This is a genomic window from Pyrofollis japonicus (genome assembly GCF_033097485.1).
Lineage (GTDB): Archaea > Thermoproteota > Thermoprotei_A > Sulfolobales > Pyrodictiaceae > Pyrofollis > Pyrofollis japonicus.
In genome coordinates this window covers 62729-78951 of sequence record NZ_AP028634.1, presented here as the reverse complement: position 1 = coordinate 78951, position 16223 = coordinate 62729, and the positions used below count along the sequence as shown (strand labels likewise).

The 16223-nt window shown below is 52.4% G+C and carries 19 protein-coding genes and 1 tRNA gene; 8 read left to right on the top strand and 12 right to left on the bottom strand.

Going from position 1 to position 16223, the window contains the following annotated elements:
* The first annotated feature begins 282 nt into the window (after positions 1 to 282).
* Both SBG41_RS00435 and SBG41_RS00430 read left to right on the top strand, forming a co-directional pair.
* Complete coding sequence (locus tag SBG41_RS00435; protein ID WP_317895570.1) at positions 283 to 1449, top strand: inositol-3-phosphate synthase; 1167 nt, start codon at positions 283 to 285, stop codon at positions 1447 to 1449.
* Between the two features lie 187 nt (positions 1450 to 1636).
* Positions 1637 to 2656 carry an FAD-dependent oxidoreductase gene (locus SBG41_RS00430; protein ID WP_317895569.1) on the top strand — a complete coding sequence of 340 codons (1020 nt, stop codon included), beginning with the start codon at positions 1637 to 1639 and terminating at the stop codon, positions 2654 to 2656.
* A 34-nt stretch (positions 2657 to 2690) separates the two neighbouring features.
* On the opposite strand, the gene SBG41_RS00425 is transcribed toward SBG41_RS00430, so the two are convergent.
* Positions 2691 to 3137, bottom strand: a complete 447-nt coding sequence (locus tag SBG41_RS00425) for a phosphate-starvation-inducible PsiE family protein (protein ID WP_317895568.1) — start codon at positions 3135 to 3137, stop codon at positions 2691 to 2693.
* A 128-nt stretch (positions 3138 to 3265) separates the two neighbouring features.
* On the opposite strand from SBG41_RS00425, the gene cutA reads away from it, so the two are divergent.
* Positions 3266 to 3595 carry a divalent-cation tolerance protein CutA gene (cutA, locus tag SBG41_RS00420; RefSeq protein ID WP_317895567.1) on the top strand — a complete coding sequence of 110 codons (330 nt, stop codon included), beginning with the start codon at positions 3266 to 3268 and terminating at the stop codon, positions 3593 to 3595.
* On the opposite strand, the gene SBG41_RS00415 is transcribed toward cutA, so the two are convergent.
* Positions 3596 to 3982 carry a nucleotidyltransferase domain-containing protein gene (locus tag SBG41_RS00415; RefSeq protein WP_317895566.1) on the bottom strand — a complete coding sequence of 129 codons (387 nt, stop codon included), beginning with the start codon at positions 3980 to 3982 and terminating at the stop codon, positions 3596 to 3598.
* Positions 3930 to 4319, bottom strand: coding sequence for a HEPN domain-containing protein (locus SBG41_RS00410; protein WP_317895565.1), 390 nt, complete (start codon positions 4317 to 4319; stop codon positions 3930 to 3932). Before SBG41_RS00410 ends, SBG41_RS00415 begins: the two co-directional genes overlap by 53 nt.
* A 165-nt stretch (positions 4320 to 4484) precedes the next feature.
* Here SBG41_RS00410 and SBG41_RS00405 point away from each other — a divergent pair.
* A tRNA-Lys gene (locus SBG41_RS00405) sits at positions 4485 to 4596 on the top strand.
* An 85-nt stretch (positions 4597 to 4681) separates the two neighbouring features.
* On the opposite strand, the gene SBG41_RS00400 is transcribed toward SBG41_RS00405, so the two are convergent.
* On the bottom strand, positions 4682 to 5245 hold the full coding sequence (locus SBG41_RS00400) for a hypothetical protein (RefSeq protein WP_317895564.1): 564 nt from the start codon (positions 5243 to 5245) through the stop codon (positions 4682 to 4684).
* A 171-nt stretch (positions 5246 to 5416) separates the two neighbouring features.
* Here SBG41_RS00400 and SBG41_RS00395 point away from each other — a divergent pair, with 171 nt between their 5' ends.
* Entirely contained in the window at positions 5417 to 5740 is a 324-nt protein-coding gene (locus SBG41_RS00395; protein WP_317895563.1) for a hypothetical protein, read from the top strand.
* Between the two features lie 22 nt (positions 5741 to 5762).
* Here SBG41_RS00395 and SBG41_RS00390 read toward each other — a convergent pair whose 3' ends face one another.
* Both SBG41_RS00390 and SBG41_RS00385 read right to left on the bottom strand, forming a co-directional pair.
* On the bottom strand, positions 5763 to 6143 hold the full coding sequence (locus tag SBG41_RS00390; protein ID WP_317895562.1) for a hypothetical protein: 381 nt from the start codon (positions 6141 to 6143) through the stop codon (positions 5763 to 5765).
* A gap of 167 nt (positions 6144 to 6310) precedes the next feature.
* Positions 6311 to 7045, bottom strand: a complete 735-nt coding sequence (locus tag SBG41_RS00385) for a DUF6062 family protein (RefSeq protein ID WP_317895561.1) — start codon at positions 7043 to 7045, stop codon at positions 6311 to 6313.
* A gap of 602 nt (positions 7046 to 7647) precedes the next feature.
* Here SBG41_RS00385 and SBG41_RS00380 point away from each other — a divergent pair.
* Both SBG41_RS00380 and SBG41_RS00375 read left to right on the top strand, forming a co-directional pair.
* Positions 7648 to 9120, top strand: a complete 1473-nt coding sequence (locus SBG41_RS00380) for a leucyl aminopeptidase family protein (RefSeq protein WP_317895560.1) — start codon at positions 7648 to 7650, stop codon at positions 9118 to 9120.
* 138 nt (positions 9121 to 9258) lie between these two features.
* Positions 9259 to 10161: a hypothetical protein gene (locus SBG41_RS00375; protein ID WP_317895559.1), complete on the top strand. Its 903-nt coding sequence runs from the start codon at positions 9259 to 9261 to the stop codon at positions 10159 to 10161.
* A gap of 15 nt (positions 10162 to 10176) precedes the next feature.
* Here SBG41_RS00375 and SBG41_RS00370 read toward each other — a convergent pair whose 3' ends face one another.
* A complete protein-coding gene (locus tag SBG41_RS00370) occupies positions 10177 to 10878 on the bottom strand; it encodes a hypothetical protein (RefSeq protein WP_317895558.1) in 702 nt (233 codons plus the stop codon).
* A 212-nt stretch (positions 10879 to 11090) separates the two neighbouring features.
* Positions 11091 to 12380: a DUF401 family protein gene (locus tag SBG41_RS00365; RefSeq protein WP_317895557.1), complete on the bottom strand. Its 1290-nt coding sequence runs from the start codon at positions 12378 to 12380 to the stop codon at positions 11091 to 11093.
* Positions 12381 to 12507: 127 nt separating this feature from the next.
* Here SBG41_RS00365 and SBG41_RS00360 point away from each other — a divergent pair, with 127 nt between their 5' ends.
* Positions 12508 to 13005: a ferritin-like domain-containing protein gene (locus SBG41_RS00360; RefSeq protein WP_317895556.1), complete on the top strand. Its 498-nt coding sequence runs from the start codon at positions 12508 to 12510 to the stop codon at positions 13003 to 13005.
* 157 nt (positions 13006 to 13162) lie between these two features.
* On the opposite strand, the gene SBG41_RS00355 is transcribed toward SBG41_RS00360, so the two are convergent.
* The 4 genes from SBG41_RS00355 to SBG41_RS00340 all read right to left on the bottom strand — a co-directional run bounded on the left by SBG41_RS00355 (position 13163) and on the right by SBG41_RS00340 (position 16221).
* Positions 13163 to 13645 (bottom strand): PaREP1 family protein, encoded by a 483-nt coding sequence (locus tag SBG41_RS00355; RefSeq protein ID WP_317895555.1) that lies wholly within the window; start codon positions 13643 to 13645, stop codon positions 13163 to 13165.
* A gap of 85 nt (positions 13646 to 13730) precedes the next feature.
* Positions 13731 to 14321, bottom strand: coding sequence for a DUF445 domain-containing protein (locus SBG41_RS00350; RefSeq protein ID WP_317895554.1), 591 nt, complete (start codon positions 14319 to 14321; stop codon positions 13731 to 13733).
* 130 nt (positions 14322 to 14451) lie between these two features.
* Positions 14452 to 15393: an NrfD/PsrC family molybdoenzyme membrane anchor subunit gene (nrfD, locus tag SBG41_RS00345; protein WP_317895553.1), complete on the bottom strand. Its 942-nt coding sequence runs from the start codon at positions 15391 to 15393 to the stop codon at positions 14452 to 14454.
* A gap of 18 nt (positions 15394 to 15411) precedes the next feature.
* Positions 15412 to 16221, bottom strand: coding sequence for a 4Fe-4S dicluster domain-containing protein (locus SBG41_RS00340; RefSeq protein ID WP_317895552.1), 810 nt, complete (start codon positions 16219 to 16221; stop codon positions 15412 to 15414).
* Positions 16222 to 16223 lie beyond the last annotated feature (2 nt).

The window sequence follows — 16223 nt, the reverse complement described above, 5'->3', positions numbered from 1 at the left end:
CGCCTTGCGGGGGCCGTATCGTAGCAACATTGTCTAAATATATAGGTTTTTGGAAAACATGTACACCATACATATAATGGTTTGGAGAAATGCTTTTATACAAGCAGCTCCCTCTTACCGGTGCTGGACGCTGCGAACACAAACAACGCGCAAGCACACCTTAGCCATTAAGAGGCCTAGGCATTAGGCTTCGTCGGGCTCAGCCCGCATTTTCGATGAAATAACCTCTCCGAAACCGCTCAGGCTTAACTCAAGACCTCTATCTTGTAGGAGGTGATAGGCATGAGTATAAAGGTGGTTTTGGTCGGACAAGGCCTTGTTGCAACCCACTTTGCTGTAGGTGTTGAGAGGATAAAGAGGGGTGAAGTAGAGCCCTACGGTGTGCCGCTGGCAAAGTACAAGCTACCATACAGGATAGAGGATATAGAGATCGTTGGCAGCTTCGATGTTGATGAGGCGAAGGTCGGTAAGACTCTCTACGATGTAGCCAAGGAGGCTGTAGGCGATATCCTACCGGTACCGGATACTCTAAAGAACATTGTTGTAAAGAGAGGTATTCACCTAGACTCCCTACGCGGCCTGCCATTCAGGGCGAAGGGCCTAGAGGATGAACTGGGCTCGGTAAAGGCTGCTGTAGAGGCATTTGCAGACGAGCTCAAGAAGCTCAGCCCCGACGTGGTATTCATAGCGATAAACACTGAGCCCGATAAGCCGTTCAACGACGTAGCAGCACTAGAGAAGGCCATAGAGAGCGGTGAGGGCGTGAACGCCAGCCACGCCTACGCGTACGCGACCTACCTCTACGCCAAGGATACTGGCCGGAAAGTAACACTGGTAAACGTCATACCGAGCTTCATCGCGAGAGACGATGCAATAGTAAAGCTCTTCGAGAGCGTTGACAGCATAGTGCTAGGCGACGACGGCGCAACTGGCGCCACACCGCTCACCGCTGACCTACTAGAGCACCTTGCAGAGAGGAACCGCTACGTACTGAGCATAGCACAGTTCAACATTGGAGGAAACACGGACTTCCTCTCACTGACGATACCGGAGCGCAACAAGATGAAGGAGGCAACAAAGAGCAGCATAGTCAAGGACATCCTCGGCTACGACGCGCCACACTACATCAAGCCGACAGGGTTCCTGGAGCCGCTCGGCGACAAGAAGTTCGTAGCAATGCATATCTGGTGGAAGACCTTCAACGGGCTGGAAGACGAGCTAGTAGTAAACATGAGGATCAACGATAGCCCAGCGCTTGCGGGCCTAATGGTGGACCTAGCGAGGCTCGGAAAGGTACTACAGGATGCTGGCGTAAAGGGCACAGCATACCCAGTGAACGCGTTCTTCATGAAGGATCCAGGACCTCGCGGAGCAAAGAACATGGCAAGGATAAGGGCCTACTACCAGCTACTAGACTATCTCAGAAAGCTCGGACTCGAAATAGACTAAGCCCTGGCCTAGACTCGTTTTTACTAAACCATTCCTCAGCATTCTTAACAGGAAGTATTCTTTCTAATTCTTCTAGTCCAGGCATTATTCATTGCTCACCGGGGCATACATTTAGCACTCCCGTCTTTCACTACGCTATTATACCGCTTCATCCCATTCTTCTTTAACACTTGGAGGAGAACTCGTCGTGCGCTTCGTTATTGGTTGCAAGCCTGGAGAAGCAAAGCCCCGCGAAGAGAAAGTTGCTATCATAGGTGCTGGTCCCGCAGGGCTTGGCGCCGCTGGCTACTTACGCTGCCGCGGCTTCAATGTAACAGTCTTCGACATGCTCCCGGAGCCTGGTGGCCTACTCATCTTCGGCGTACTGGATATACACGTCAATAAGCCGAAGATCAAGGAGGGTATAAAGGAACTCATAAACATGGGTGTACAGTTCAAGCAGTGCGTCAAGGTCGGCAAAGACATCCTTCTCGAGGACTTGATCGAGCGCTACAACGCAGTTCTAATAGCCACCGGTACATGGAAAGGCCGCCGCCTAAACATACCCGGCCGCGACTTACCAGAGGTGGTAGACGCCTTTGACTGGATATTCCAGTACCATCTATGGAAATACGAATATAGTAGAGAAAAGCCGATGATAAAGCCACGCGTAGTCGTGATAGGCGGCGGCTTGACAGCCATCGACGCCGTACACGTGTCTAAGTGGCTTGGCGCCAAGGAGATACACCTGGCCTACCGCCGTACACGTGAATACGCACCCGCAGGTCCAAGAGGCTTCAAGGAGGCTGAAGAAGAGGGAGCCATAATACATGAGCTGCTGAGCCCAGTTGAGTACATTGCCGGGCCCGACGGCCACCTAAAGGCTGTAAGGTTCGAGAAAATGAGGCTAGTACCAAAGCCCGGAGAGAAGAGGCCTGGCATAGAGGGAACCGGCGAATACGTTACAATAGAGACCGATATGGCTATCGAGAGCATAGGCCTCGTGCCCACGCCTCCATTCGAGGACGAGTGCTGCGGGATCAAACTGACCAAGCGCGGCACCATAGACGTTGACGAGTACAAGAGGACTACAAGGGAGCCAGTATTCGCAGCAGGTGACGTGAGCCACGGCCCAAGCCTCATAGGCCCCGCACTGAAGAGCGGAGTAGACGCTGCCAAGGCTATAGAGAAGTACCTTAACGGTGAGCTGGGCTGGAGGAAAGCCTAAGCAGAGAAGCCCCCTTGATTTTTAAACTTCTGCACTAGTTCATCGGCTGCCTTTCCTCCTCTACCCTGATCGTCTGGATCTCTACTCTTCGCGCCATGATCCACAACACAACTGTTACTGAGAGGAGGCCGCCAAGAGTAGCTGCACGTACAACGCTGAATGTCTCTGCCTCGCTTGCTATGCTGAATATGAGGTCACGCGCCAGCGCTATAGTGATGGCCTCTAGCAAGATGTCCATCCGGAACCGGCCGCCAACTATGCTGACAACTATTGTGCGCGTCAAGTCGATAAATATGAAGATGAGCAGGATCTTCTCCAACACCTCTGTATAGCTAAACCCCTCAACGATAAGCGCCTTAAAGAACTCCACTATCGCCGCCAGCGTTGCAGTAGCGAGAGCAATCAGCGCGATCAGCTCAAAGACGTGATACGTTTTCTCAACTATTCTTTTCTCTCGCTCACTCGGCGCCGCAAGAGACAATCCAGCACCACGCCCTCCTATACCTGAAGAACCTCTAGGTGGATAAAAATAATCTAAGAACGACGCCATACTACGATAGACGTGGAGTAAAATCATGGACCTAAGTCCTTGAGCGGGGAGGAGAGACCTTGTCCCTTATAGAGTCTGGAGTATACGTTGTGCTCATAACCGCTCCCAGGGGTAAGGGGAAAGAGATTGCACGAAAGCTGGTAGAGGAGAGGCTTGCTGCCTGCGTGAACATTACAAGCGTTGAGAGCGTGTACTGGTGGCAGGGGAAGATCGAGGAGGATAACGAGGACCTGCTTGTCGTCAAGACGAGCGCCGAGAAGATAGAAGAACTAGTGAGGCGTGTAAAGGAGATACATCAATACGAGGTACCTGAGATAATAGCGCTCCCTGTGGCGGCCTGCCTCCACGACTACTGTAAATGGGTCAGAGAGGAGACCTCAAAGAAGTAGTCAGTGTTTCTCCTCGAACACGCCTAGGCCATCATAGAGTACTTTTTTGGCGCCAAGCATCTGCTTAACCAGGGGGTCGTCCAGCTCGCTGACGCAGAGCACTATTAGGTCGAGGCTGAGCCCTGGCGGCTTCAGTGCACGAGCCTCCTCAGCAACCCCTACTTTGTCGGCACAGTCTTCGTCGCGAAGCACTAGTGCTACATCATAGTCACTGTATGGAAGATGATCGCCGCGAGCCCTTGAGCCGAAAAGCACTATTGCTGAGCGAGGATATTTTTCACGAAGCCTGGCCAAAAAGGCTTCCAGTAGCTCGTCGCTTTTCGCCACTTTCTCTCTAAGAGATCTTAGAAGCCGCCTCCTTAACCCAGTCGATGATTCTCCTGGCATAGCGGAGACACCTCTCACCGAGCTCTCTGTCATATCTCAGAGGTTTCCGGCCAGGATACCGGGCCATAGTGTAGTGAGGTGTAAGTGCATCTGCGTAGACGAATAGCTCGTCGGGGACACTGATATCTAGCTCTCGGAGCGCTTCAAGAAGCTCTGCCAAGTCGTGCGTAAATGGATGAGTGCCCGTAAGGGCAACGATCAATGCTTCGAGATATAGTTCTGCTGCCTGCTGTGCCTCAAAACAGGTAAGCCAGTAATGGCCTTCCCTAAGATGTCTCTCTGCATCATCTATTAGCACGTCTGCCTTCTCAACCCATTCAAGAGGAAGCTCAACCAAGCCAGCATAGGCCCCACTTACACGGATAGTATTAAGTCTACAATATTAATGCATTAGCGCTGCCCCGTGAAGCCCAGCGTACCCTTAGGTCATCCTAGAACATAATGCTTAATAACCTCTAATCAAGAGTAGTGTCTCTCCAATACTACTTGGAGACGACTGGACGGGCCCGTAGCTCAGCCTGGTAGAGCGGCGGGCTCTTAACCCGTAGACCAGCGGGCCTTAGGGCCTGGCCGTTGGGCGGAAGTCCCGGGTTCGAATCCCGGCGGGCCCGCCACACCCGCCCGCAAGGGCCCACTACTTTTCCGATATCTCTTACTTATGCATACTTAATTATATAAACAATAACTAAAACACTTATCTTAGCTACTTTTGAACCTATTAATGACAACTGTCATAGATGAAATTAGAAGCCCTGATAAGAAGCCACGAACCAGATATCCAATAGAATTTACAGGATAAACTATAAGTATTACCAGTTTATATAGCACTAAGATAAATATTACAATAAAAGCAACTCCAAGAACTAAAGCAAGTGCATAAAGCAATATCCTTATTGCTCTCCTTGATACAATATTGTAAACACTTGTTTGTTTGAATATTTCATGAGGTATCAGTGCTATATAAGCCAAGTAAACAATTAGCCTTAAAGAATAGTCTATTATTATCTCAAAGTTAGAATTTGATGCTCCAAACACTAAACCATATATAATACCATACATTTCGGTTCTAGTGATGTTTAGTACGTTCACGTTAGCTAATCCTGTGAGCTTGAGCAATCGTGTAATTGAAGTACCCCCGCCGAGGTAATAATTAAGCACAAGCATGCTAAGAACAACAGAGGATGCTAGAAACATCCCATCTGCAAGTTCAAATGCATCTATTTCCCCATTCTCTAGCGCCCATTTCCTTAGACTATAACTCAATATAGTCATAGCAATTGTAATCAATAGTATAGATGCAGTAATCAGCAGAGACACCCCTAATTTATTTGATAGGCAAACTGTGTTAATAAGTATATACACTCATCAAAGTGATCAGCTTGACTAAGTACAAGCTACGTGAAGCAAGCCCACCCTGTTTATGGTTGGAGCCAGTTGAGCATAGAGGAGCCGATGCCCACAATTATTAATGGAACATTGTACTGGAAGACAACTATAACCACTAAGGATTACCGGGGCCTAGTATCAGTGGACGTTGTCAATGCCGACACGGGTCAAGTTCTGAGCCTAATCCCACGCCACAGTACAAGCTACTTAGACCTAGTAGTGCTCCTAGCCAAGGGAGGAAAGCCCGAGAAGGGAACCATACAGGAGAGGATAGAGAGTATTGAAAAACGCATAGATAAGCTCATAGGCGAGCTCGAGGAGCTGAAAAAAGAGCTTGAAGAACTAAAGAGCCAGCTCAATGAGACTAAATAATTCTATAATCCCTTTGTTGCCGCTACTCCTTCTTCCCCCTACAGGCTTCCTCCAGGCGACGAATCAGCTCCCGGCAGTCACGGAGCTTTTTCGCAGCCTTTAGTGAGCCACTATTAGCTGCTAGTCTCAGCGACCTAAGCACTAGGCATAGGAGGCCTTGTTCGTCCAGGTTGTTCAGCTTTAGCGCTGAGAGCAAGGCTTGCCTCGAAGCCGGACGGTCACGTGTCTCGAGGAAGGGTAGCCACTCATCCCTCGCAACACTGCGTATGAAGACACCATCCTCGCAGAGTATTATCTGTGTACCCGCGTGGCCCTCGAGGGATACTTCATACTCGCCACAGGGAGGTGCAAGACAAAGAGCCAGTTCTAGTGCTGAACTACTCGGTTTACAGCTGCACGTCAAGGCTCAACGCCATACAGGGGAGAGACGGGTAAACGCGGGTTAAAGAGGTATAAGAGGCCGATGACTCGCTGTGCGCAAGGCCCAGATACCAAGAGAGGGATCCAGCATCTAGGCAGCTAAGGCCGCCCCTGTTCTCGAGACTATGGATAGGCAAGGGGGGCTCATCCTTACCGTGTCCTGCCAAGAATTTTCTCAAGGAAGCTACTCCGCTGCCTCCGGGGCTCTGCTCGGTCACAAAGAGTCGTCGCCACCTCTCTGCCTCGGAGCGCCTCAATGGCCTCCCGTAGTGCTTGTTGCTCTCTCCTTGTAATAGGCTCTTGGCTGCGATAGTCGTGTTTCTCTATCAGTCTTTCAAGTCTTTCCCGAATATCCTTGAGCTTCTCTAGCTGTGCTCGAAGAAGCTGGTTCCGTAGCTCCTTTTGAGGCAGCCTACTCAGCACCATTCTTAGGTGCCTTCTGCAGAGAATGGCTGGTAATGTAGCGTATTCCTCGCGAAACTTCTCAGAGACTTGGTAACACTTGGAAAACTCCTCAACATAGATCTCTTCAGTCTCCCTCGCGGTCCTACATACAGGGCACTCGTTCTCCTCTTCGGGTATTCTACCCTTCTCGAGGCTCTCCATATACGTTGAAACCACATCCTCATAGATAATTGCAGCCCCGAGGCTATCAGCTATCTCCGGGCTAAGAGCCATCCTCAGAAGCAGCCATGCGTGGTGAGTGCAAAAGCCGAGGCTGCTGCGAATCTCGCGCCGAACACCAGGATCGTTAACGTACTCGTAGAGGATACTCTTAACAAGTCTTTCCTCCGCATCTCTTATGAGCCTACATATCGGGCAGCCGGGCTTCCTAAGGGCTTCCCGGAGATAGGCGCCCATAATGCTTCTACATTCTTCGCTCATTGATTCCTCGCCAATCGTCTGACACGCGTGTACCTAGCAGTTGCAGCTACAATTAAGTACTCTCCTTGCCGCGAAAAATGGTAGGGGTCGTCGAGAACTCCTTAACCATTGCTGTCTCGTCCCTTGCACCGCCGCGTTATATGCTGTGACGGAAAAATGTAGTTTATCGGGTACTCGTTGCAGAATTGCAGCTAGTGGTGCTTCGGCTTTGCGAGAGGAGCGCCTTCTAGGAGGTATTCAAGACCTACGAGCGCATATATTATGCCCCATACTTTGTCGAAGTGTGCCTCTTCAAGAGCTTTGTAGATGAATAGTGCTGCGAGGACGAGATATACTAGGTTACTTGCCTTCCGGAAGACTATACGTCCCAGCCCCGGAACAGCCTCGCCATAAAGGAGTCACCACGCGTCAAAACGAGGGTATTCGGGTCCAGGTTTTCCTGCTCAGAGTATGGATTAGTAGTTCGTTCTCCAATAGGTTATTAGGCTATGAACCCCCTTTATTAATGTTAACGCCTGTGAATAGTGCTTGTCTCGGCCAGCATTAGCGTTTTTGCCCCTTAGTACTGGAGACTGATTCTATGCGGAGGCGGGTTCTCAGCCTTGATACGCGGCTCAATACGCGCAGGGTTCGACAAAGGCGAAGTAGATGCAGTAGCTTACGTGGTTAGCAAGGAAACACTTGAGAAAGCAAAGGCTCTAGGCAGAGCGTCTGCCGAAGCCATTGGCCTCGGCGACTTCAGGGCAGGGCTCGAAGAAACAGCCATGCTCTATGAGCCGGGCACTAAGCCTAGCCGGGTCATTCTGAGCGGCGTGGGCGGTGCAAGCGACTGGCCGGACCTCGTTGAGAGGCTTCGCGTCGGCGTCGGGGCTGCTGTCCGAGAAGCCCGCAAGAGGAAGGGCATCAAGAAGCTCGGAGTAATTGTTCTCGAAGAGCTCGTGGAGAAGGCGGCCGCCGAGGCAGGCAAGAGCACGGACTGGGTTATCGAGCAGCTAATGGTAGCCGCGGACATGGCTAACTATGCCTACGCCTTGAAGGGCAAAGGCGATGCACCGCACGTCTTGGCCGAGATAGGCGTAGAGCCCGGCACCGAGGCTGCTCTCCAGAACGCTCTAGGCATAGCTGAGGGCGTTAGGGTTGCAAGGGATATCGGTAACGCGCCACCGGCCATGATGAACCCGGAGCGCCTAGAGGCCTATGCTAGAGAGATCGCGGAGAAACTAGGGCTAGGCATAACTGTGCTTCACCGTGGCGAGCTCGAGAACCTAGGGATGGGCGGCATACTGGCTGTTGGGCAGGGTAGCGAGGTAGAGCCTCGGCTCATAATACTTGAGTACAATGGCGGTGGAGACACCGTAGCCGTAGTGGGCAAGGCCGTGACGTTCGACGCTGGCGGTCTAGACCTCAAGCCCCCACAGGCCATGCTCGAGATGAAGTACGATAAGTGCGGCGGCGCAGCAGCAATAGGCACCGTGGTCGCGGCTGCTCGGCTCAAGCTACCCTACCGAGTAGTCGCCCTGGTACCCGCTGTTGAGAACTTGCCGAGCGGGAAGAGCTACAAGCCACTAGACGTCATAAAGATGTACAACGGCTTAACAGTTGAGGTCGGCAACACTGATGCCGAGGGCAGGCTCATACTCGCAGACGCCCTGGCATACGCGGCGGAGAAGTACAAGCCCAAGTTCATGGTAGACTTCGCGACCCTCACCGGGGCAGCAGTGGTAGCACTTGGAAACCACGCGGCAGCACTCTTCAGTAACAACGAGGAGCTACTGAGAAGCGTCGAGAAGGCCTCAAGGCTCGCAGGCGAACCAGCCTGGCCAATGCCCCTCTGGCCGGTCTACGAGAAGCAGCTCGAAAGCAAAGTAGCCGACACAAACAATGTAGGAGGAAGACCCGCCGGAGCAATAACTGCCGCGAAGTTCCTAGAGAAGTTCGTCGGAGACACCCCATGGGCTCACCTAGACATCGCCGGCACGGCCTGGGTACAGGAAAAGGGGCCCTGGAAACCCTACTACCCCGGCGGAGCAACAGGCTGGGGCGTAAGAACAGTCATAGAGCTACTCCGGAAATAATAGGTCTTGATGCCGAGGAAACATCGCTCGCTAAACCACTATTGATTTTTCCTTGTTTATAGCATATTTATCTAAACTGTTCGAGTCAAGGTATTTAAATCACAACCTGCTCCACAGTACTGTAAGGCGGCCCAAGAAATGCTCAGCAATAGTGAGAAGAGCAGCCTCGAGCAGAAGCTCACCGATATGCTGAAACGCGTTGCTCCCGGCGCCTTCACGGCACTCGACATGGCCGCTAGGCGGTGCTGCGGCACCTCCTTTCCCAGGCTATTGGTTGAGGGAAGGTTCTCCGAGGCAAAAGAGCTTCTTAAGAAGATTTATAGCTCTGAAACCGGTCTTCGAACCGCCCTCTTAATCTTCGTTGCAAAACCGCTTGTAGAGCTACTTGGCTTAGACAAGAAGCCCGAGGAGCTAGCAGAGGCGATGCTTAGGGATGACTGGAGCCGCGTATACGAAATACTCGGATTGATGACCAAGCCTTACAGAGGCGTTGAAGAAGATGTAGGTGAGATGCTTCTGTGCATCTACGCCGCAGAGCACCTAGCTGTGAAAGCATATCTATTGCTCGGCGACCTCCTTGCAAGAAGAGATCCGCTACTAAGCAGCGTATCGAGCTACATAGGACTAGAAAGCAAGGCGCACATGGAGGCCGTTAAAGGTATCGCCGCGAGGCTCGGCGCTTCTCTCCCCGAAGGCGAGGAAGCTGCCGAGAAATGCCCTGACCCCGAGATAAAGAGGCTTGCAGACTATGTTCAAGAGCTAGAAGAGAAGACGAAGCAGCCAAGCAGTATAGATAGCGCTGAGTCCTTACTGGCTGAGGCATTCCGAGTACTGGCTGGACTCGAGAAGCTTACCGGGGAAGAGAAGTACACACAACTCCTCCTACCACTCATGAAAACCTTGTTCAGGGGCGACGAGGGGCAGCTTGTATCTATGCTCATAGACAACATTGTCAAGGATGAGGAGTTTCACGAGGAGGCTGCAAAGACTCTCTCAAGGCTCATAGCTCTCAGAGCTTCTTCGCGGAGAAGAACCGCCTAGACCCTTCGCGCCCTGTTATCCTTCTATGCTTGTCGTCATAGACGCTAATTGCAGCATGGTTTTCCTCGCATCTGTACTAGTCTTCGCTGCTGCTAGGAGCCTCTTGGCGAGCCTAGACGCCTTCACAAGTATCTCTTTGAGCATTGCAACCTCTGGGCCCTCATAGCCCAGTTCCTCGGCTTTTCGGAGAAGCTTGACGACAAGCTCTAGCTCGTTAAAAGCCATTGTGCGAAGTAGCAGTATCTCGGCCCTGCCCAGCCGCGGCTTAGCGAGCAGACGGTCCAGCTTCTCGAGCAGCGATGCCGGGTCCAGGCTCGCTACTTGGAGACGCAGTAGCTCGGTCTCCGGGTCCACGATCTCTTCCGCTAAGAGAGCGTCGTCGCTGACAACGCCTCTCTCGTACTCCTCGAGGGCCTCTGCTATCTCCTCGGGGCTATTGATTCTCCACCAGTGCTGGTTCCTGCTCTGATAACTGGTCTCGATTACACCGTAGTCTCTTTCAAGGCTGCGGAGAAGCATTGAGGGATTATAGTTCATGCCCCACGCGCGTAGCTTGTTCACTACGTCGCGGTAACTGAAATCCCCTAGCTTGACGCCCGGTGCGCTCTGGGAACCATAGTAGGACTCGAGTATGGCTCGTAGAACAGCATAGGCCCTCTCCCCGTGCCTAGCTAAGAAGTCTAGTACACGTTCTCTCACGCCTAGCTTCTCGCTCACGGCGTTCACGGCCTCGCTACGAGTGATTGACGGGGAGAGGGCCCCCTCCTCCTCGGAAACATGGGGCAATGTGCAGCGGAGGAGGCTCCAGGTACTAGGTTAGAGTTGGTGTTCCCGGATAGAAGTGCAAGGGTAATCAGGTCTGGGGGATTGATGACCTCTGGGTACTACTCTATGTGATACCCGGGCCTATACGGTGCGGAACGAGGGGTCTATAGGAGCGGGAGTATGGTGAAGACAACTATCGCCGAGGTAGCTATAGCCGCGAGCGCTGCTAGAGCAAGAGTCTTCGCAGTATTTGCCCGATAGTAGTCCACTGTGAGGGCGAAGCATAGGTGGACAGGGGAGACCATTACGCCCATGGAGCCCCCGGTATAGGCTATTAGCAGTGCTGCCTGGTTTATGGCTCCGCTGGAGACGATGTATGTCTTGAGCAGCGGTATGGCTGTGGCCGCGAAGAAGTTCTCGCCGCCAGCGGCAAGGCCGAGGATGAAAGGCACTGAGAACAAGACCGTTGTCTCGGGAAGCCCTAAGCCCGTGGCGAACTCGTACATCGCGTGAGGCGCGGCAGTGTGGCTGAGCAGTTCCTTAAGGAAGAGGGCTTCCGCTAATACTCCGTGTATTCTCGGCTTCGTTGCAAGCCCCAGTGCTCCGCGCAACTCTCTCCGCCCGGGCCGAAGCACTAACAATACCACCGCGAGGGTGATGACGAGGGCCTCTAGGAGGCCAACTACGTGGCTGAATACCAGGGCTGCTAGGAGGAGAAACGGCCACAGCGCCTTGAGGAGGTCCATAAGCCTCCCGCCCCTATTGCACTTGTAGCGATAGAGTGCAGGAATAGCCACTAGGAGCCCGCCAAGTATTGCTGCAGGAGTCTCGGGCCACGTGTTAGAGACGACACCCATGGGTGTCGTGCCGAGCACCGCAGCGGTGATTATTATGCTCTGGAATATGGGCCACATCGGAACCCATACGTGGCGGAACCAATAGTTTAGGTACCCAGCCCACTCCGGGGGCATACGGGCCTCCTCTAGGTACTTCCGCCTCATAGCCATGGCCGAGACCAGGGCGCCGCCAGGCATGGGTAGGAGGCCTATGAGAGCCGGTACTGCTAGGAAGCTGAACCTGCACCCAACCGCCGACGAGCCCTCCACCAGCAGGGAGAGGTAGCCCGCCTCGCGGAGAACGCCGGCCAGGAACAAGCTGAGAAATATGTAGACAAAGGTTCGCAGATTAACCCATTCTCCCAGCGCCAAGAAGCTAGCAACAATGCTGTCAGCGCCGTGGAACAACAGACTATAGGCGCCGTAAACAGCTATCATCGCCGCGATAGCCGCCAGCGGCCCCCTGCCGCGGAGAGCAACCACCACAAGTACAGCGTAGCCAGCAATGAACGCCACTAACTGGCCTGGAAGCACTGCCGAGACACCGAGCCAGCTCAGCCACTGCGCTAGAGCACCGAGCCTGGCATGATAAGAGCTTGTCCCCGCACAACAAGGCATCCGGGCAGACACGGCATCATGGACAGTGGCTAGAAGAGGAGAAGACTACTCCTGCTTGTTTTCCGGGACGCCTATGATTAAAATACGGCAATAACTCCTCTCCTAGACCTAGGCAGGTGTGCTTGTCTTGGCAGAAGACCTTGTAAGAATCTTTACCCAGGCCTCCGAGAACGAGAAAAAGTACGCAGAGGAGCTAGAGAACATAGCCAGGGATCTTCCCCACCCTATTCTCAGAGCACTGCTCCTAGGAATAGCTGGCGACTCGCGCAAACACAGCTTGTTCTACCAAGCAGCAGCCGAGATAGCTTCGGGTAAGCAGGGCCTCTTGACGCGGGAAGAATTAGCTAAGCTCAAAGAAGCGGTGAGGAAACACATAGAGACCGAGAGAAACATGGTAGAGCTAGCACACAAGCTGCTCCATCAAACCGATGACCCTAGGCTGAAACTAGTCCTAGAAGCTATACTCGAGGACGAGAACCGCCACCACGCCCTCCTAGTAGCACTAGCCACGCAGGTAGAGAAACTAGAAACCATAGAGGACGAACAAGAGTTCTGGAAACAAGTATGGAGCAGTAGCACAAGGCCCTCCAAACACTATCTAGCAGGACCGAGAACAAGAGAATAATAGCTAGCCGCTATTCGGTCTTAACGCCTTTTAGCCGCCGAGGATGACGGGTCTCATCGAAGTATCCTATTTGGGGCTGCAGGCCTAGACCAAGAATCTTGTACGCATACGGCCAAGAGGGGCTAGCCAGGGCTGCAGCACAATATTGTTGCAGTCGTTATTTTTGTTGCATTTTCTCCTCAATTGTTTTGACTAGCCTCTCTACATGTTTCAGCGCCGCCTCTACATGTCTTTTCTTACACCAGCCCTCGTAGAAGCAGATGTGCATGCTATTCGCTTGGTTCCATGCATCGTCAACCCAGTCTCCCAGTTCCTCGCCAAGCCTTGCTGCATACTCCCATAGTTCGCTGTGGCTCGCCAACCGTTTCTTGTCCTGCCAAGACGCATAAGCCTTAATCGCTAAGGCTGCTGCACCCCATGTTTTCTCAGCCGCCTGCCTTATGTTGCCCCTCTCAAGCTCCTCATAAGCTTCTCTTAGAAGCTCTTTCGCAGCATCTATGTATTCTTGTGCACGTGTTTCTGGATCAAGATTCTGTACAAGTATTTCAACTACATATTCTTCGAGTCCAGTACCTTGTTTTTCAGCCTCACGTTTAATTCTTTCCAATATTCTCTTAGGGAGCGTTATTGTAGCAGCCACTGTTCTCCCCTCTATAAGACCACTAGGAATACGAGAAAAAGTCCTACTATACTTAATGAGATTCTGCATGAGGGGTGTCAAGGATCTAGACTATTAGAGCTATTATGCCTTCTGCTAAGCCTATTATTGCTCCCAGGATGAAGCCCATTATCTCTATGAATCTTAGTTCCTTGCTGGCTATTTCCTTGAAGACCTTCTCGAGCTCTGCCACGGGCAGGCTCTTGAACTCCTCCTCGACTATCTCTGCGACGTTTACTCTCAGAGATGCCTTCTCTAACAGCTCTATCACCATAGGGGTTACTGCTTTCGCGAGCATCTCGGCTAGGCCTGGGAGAAGCATCGCTGCCAGGGGGCTCTGTATAGGCGACTGGCGCAGCTTCTCCTCCACGGCCTCCCTTATGAGGCCAGCTATCTCCTTCTCCAGGCGCTGCTTATACTTCTCACGAATACTCCTAGAGTACGCGTACTTCGCCATCACTCGGCCTAGGCGCCTAGCAAGTGCATCCTTACGGGCCGGGATAAGGCCCTGGATGCAAACTCTGCGACCTGGGAGAATGCAGCGGGGCTTCTCGGGCCGGAACAACATACGGACAGCAATAACGTTGGTTAGGTAGCCTATTGCTCCGCCAACTAGGCCGAAGAGTACTATTATCCCTATGCTGGTTAGGAGCCCCAACATTTATACCCGCAGAGGCGGCGAGAGAAGAGAATTTTATTTAATCCCTGTCGGCACGGCAAGAAGCAGAGACAATAGAATTGATATAGACTTAAAAAGCCGTGAGGCAAGGTAGGAAAAAGGTGCCGTATTAGTGGAATGGAAAGCCAGCGTTCTTCCATGCTAGCTGCGGCGCTAGTAGGATAGCGTATCTTAGTGCCAGTGCGAAACATGCTATGAGTATTGCTCCTAGGTAGATGTTTACCTTGTTCTTCTTGGGCATCGTGTAGTACATTGCTATTGGGGTTGCCCAGCCCAGTACTAGGTAGCTCCAGAACGCTACTGCCGCCGATGTTGACTTGATTAGCCAGCTTACCGGTGTTGACCCGAACCTCGCATAGATGTCTATCAGCATGCCTATGAGCATGGCTATTTCCATCCATAGCACTACTACATCGTACTTGTGGAGCTTCTCGGCGATGTCTAGCCACTTGTCCTTGACTTTCCGGAACTCTGGTAGCAAGTAGTCAGGCGTGAAGCTTCCCAGGATCCTTGTCATTATTATTGTTGCTGCTATGCCGCTGCTTGCCCCGCTTGTCACAAAGAGCCATGAGAGCCAACCGGTGTTCCAGAGGGCTGCATGCCTCGCCATTGATAGTAGTAGTCCAGTGTATGCTGCTGTTGCGAAGCCAAGTATTGCTGCTATGAAGCTGAATACTAGCCTCCATGGCCTGGATGCGTTGGCGTAGTACATTATTGCTACTATGAGCCCCCATATTATCGCGACTGATATTATTATCGAGCCTATAGTCATTACTGATGACGATGTATTGTTGAACACGTTGAGTATGTGTAAGAGCCCCTCGGTTCCGACGGCTGCGCGGTGTAGGTCAAGTACTAGCAATAGGACACCTGCTGCAAGAGTTATTGGTGCGAGATACGATGCTGTCTTCGCCACCACGTAGTACTTCTCGCCCTTCTTGTCAGCATAGTCTGCTGCGAAGCCGAGCATCCACATTCCGCCAGCCATTCCGCCAAGGTAAAGATACAATGCTATGAGTGTGCTCCATGTAACATCAGGTCCTATCTCCATTCGGACTCACCTCCGAGGCTACTCTTTCTTTTCCTCTTCACCTTTCCGGGACTTTACCAGGCCAGCCAAAATAGCTCCACCAACAGCACCTATAGCCACCCACTCCGCGAGAATCTTCCCGCTAAACGAGCTATAGTTGTCCTTCCCGGTGTTCGACAATGCGTATGCAGGCTCCCTGGTAGACGCTGATGGTAATCCGACGTCCTTCGGCCTGACACCCTTGGGCAGGGCTATCATGTATCTTGTCCCACCGACCTCGCGGAGACCATAGACGTAGCGCCCCTCCTTGTCAAGGGCTTCTGCCTTCGCCCTTATCTCGTCATAGTCGCCGAACACAAGCGCTCCCGTCGGGCATGCCTGTGCACATGCCGGCGGTATGCCATTCTTTATCCTGTCATTGCAGAACGTACACTTGTCAATCGTGTTCGCCTCCTTGTTGAGCTTGACTATGCCAAATGGACACGCTACTTCGCAGTAGCCGCAGCCAATACACTTGCTGCCATCCCATACTACTGCTCCTGTCTCTGAGTCAACGTGTAGCGCCCTGGTCGGACAGACCTCTACACATGTTGGCTGGAGGCAGTGGAAGCACTGGAGCTTCGTGAACACCCATAGCGGTGGCTTGCCGTTGCTGCCGAAGAGCTCGTGGAATATTATGGTTGTCCACGTCCTTGATGTAACGTATTGCGGGTTCGTATAGGTCGGGCTGAACTCCGTGTCGTCGCCTGGTAGGTTGTTCCACTCTAGACACGCTATCTCACAAGCCCTGCAAGCTATGCACTTCTCCGCGTCAAAGAGCATTGCTTTTCCTTTAACCTTCACGGCCACGC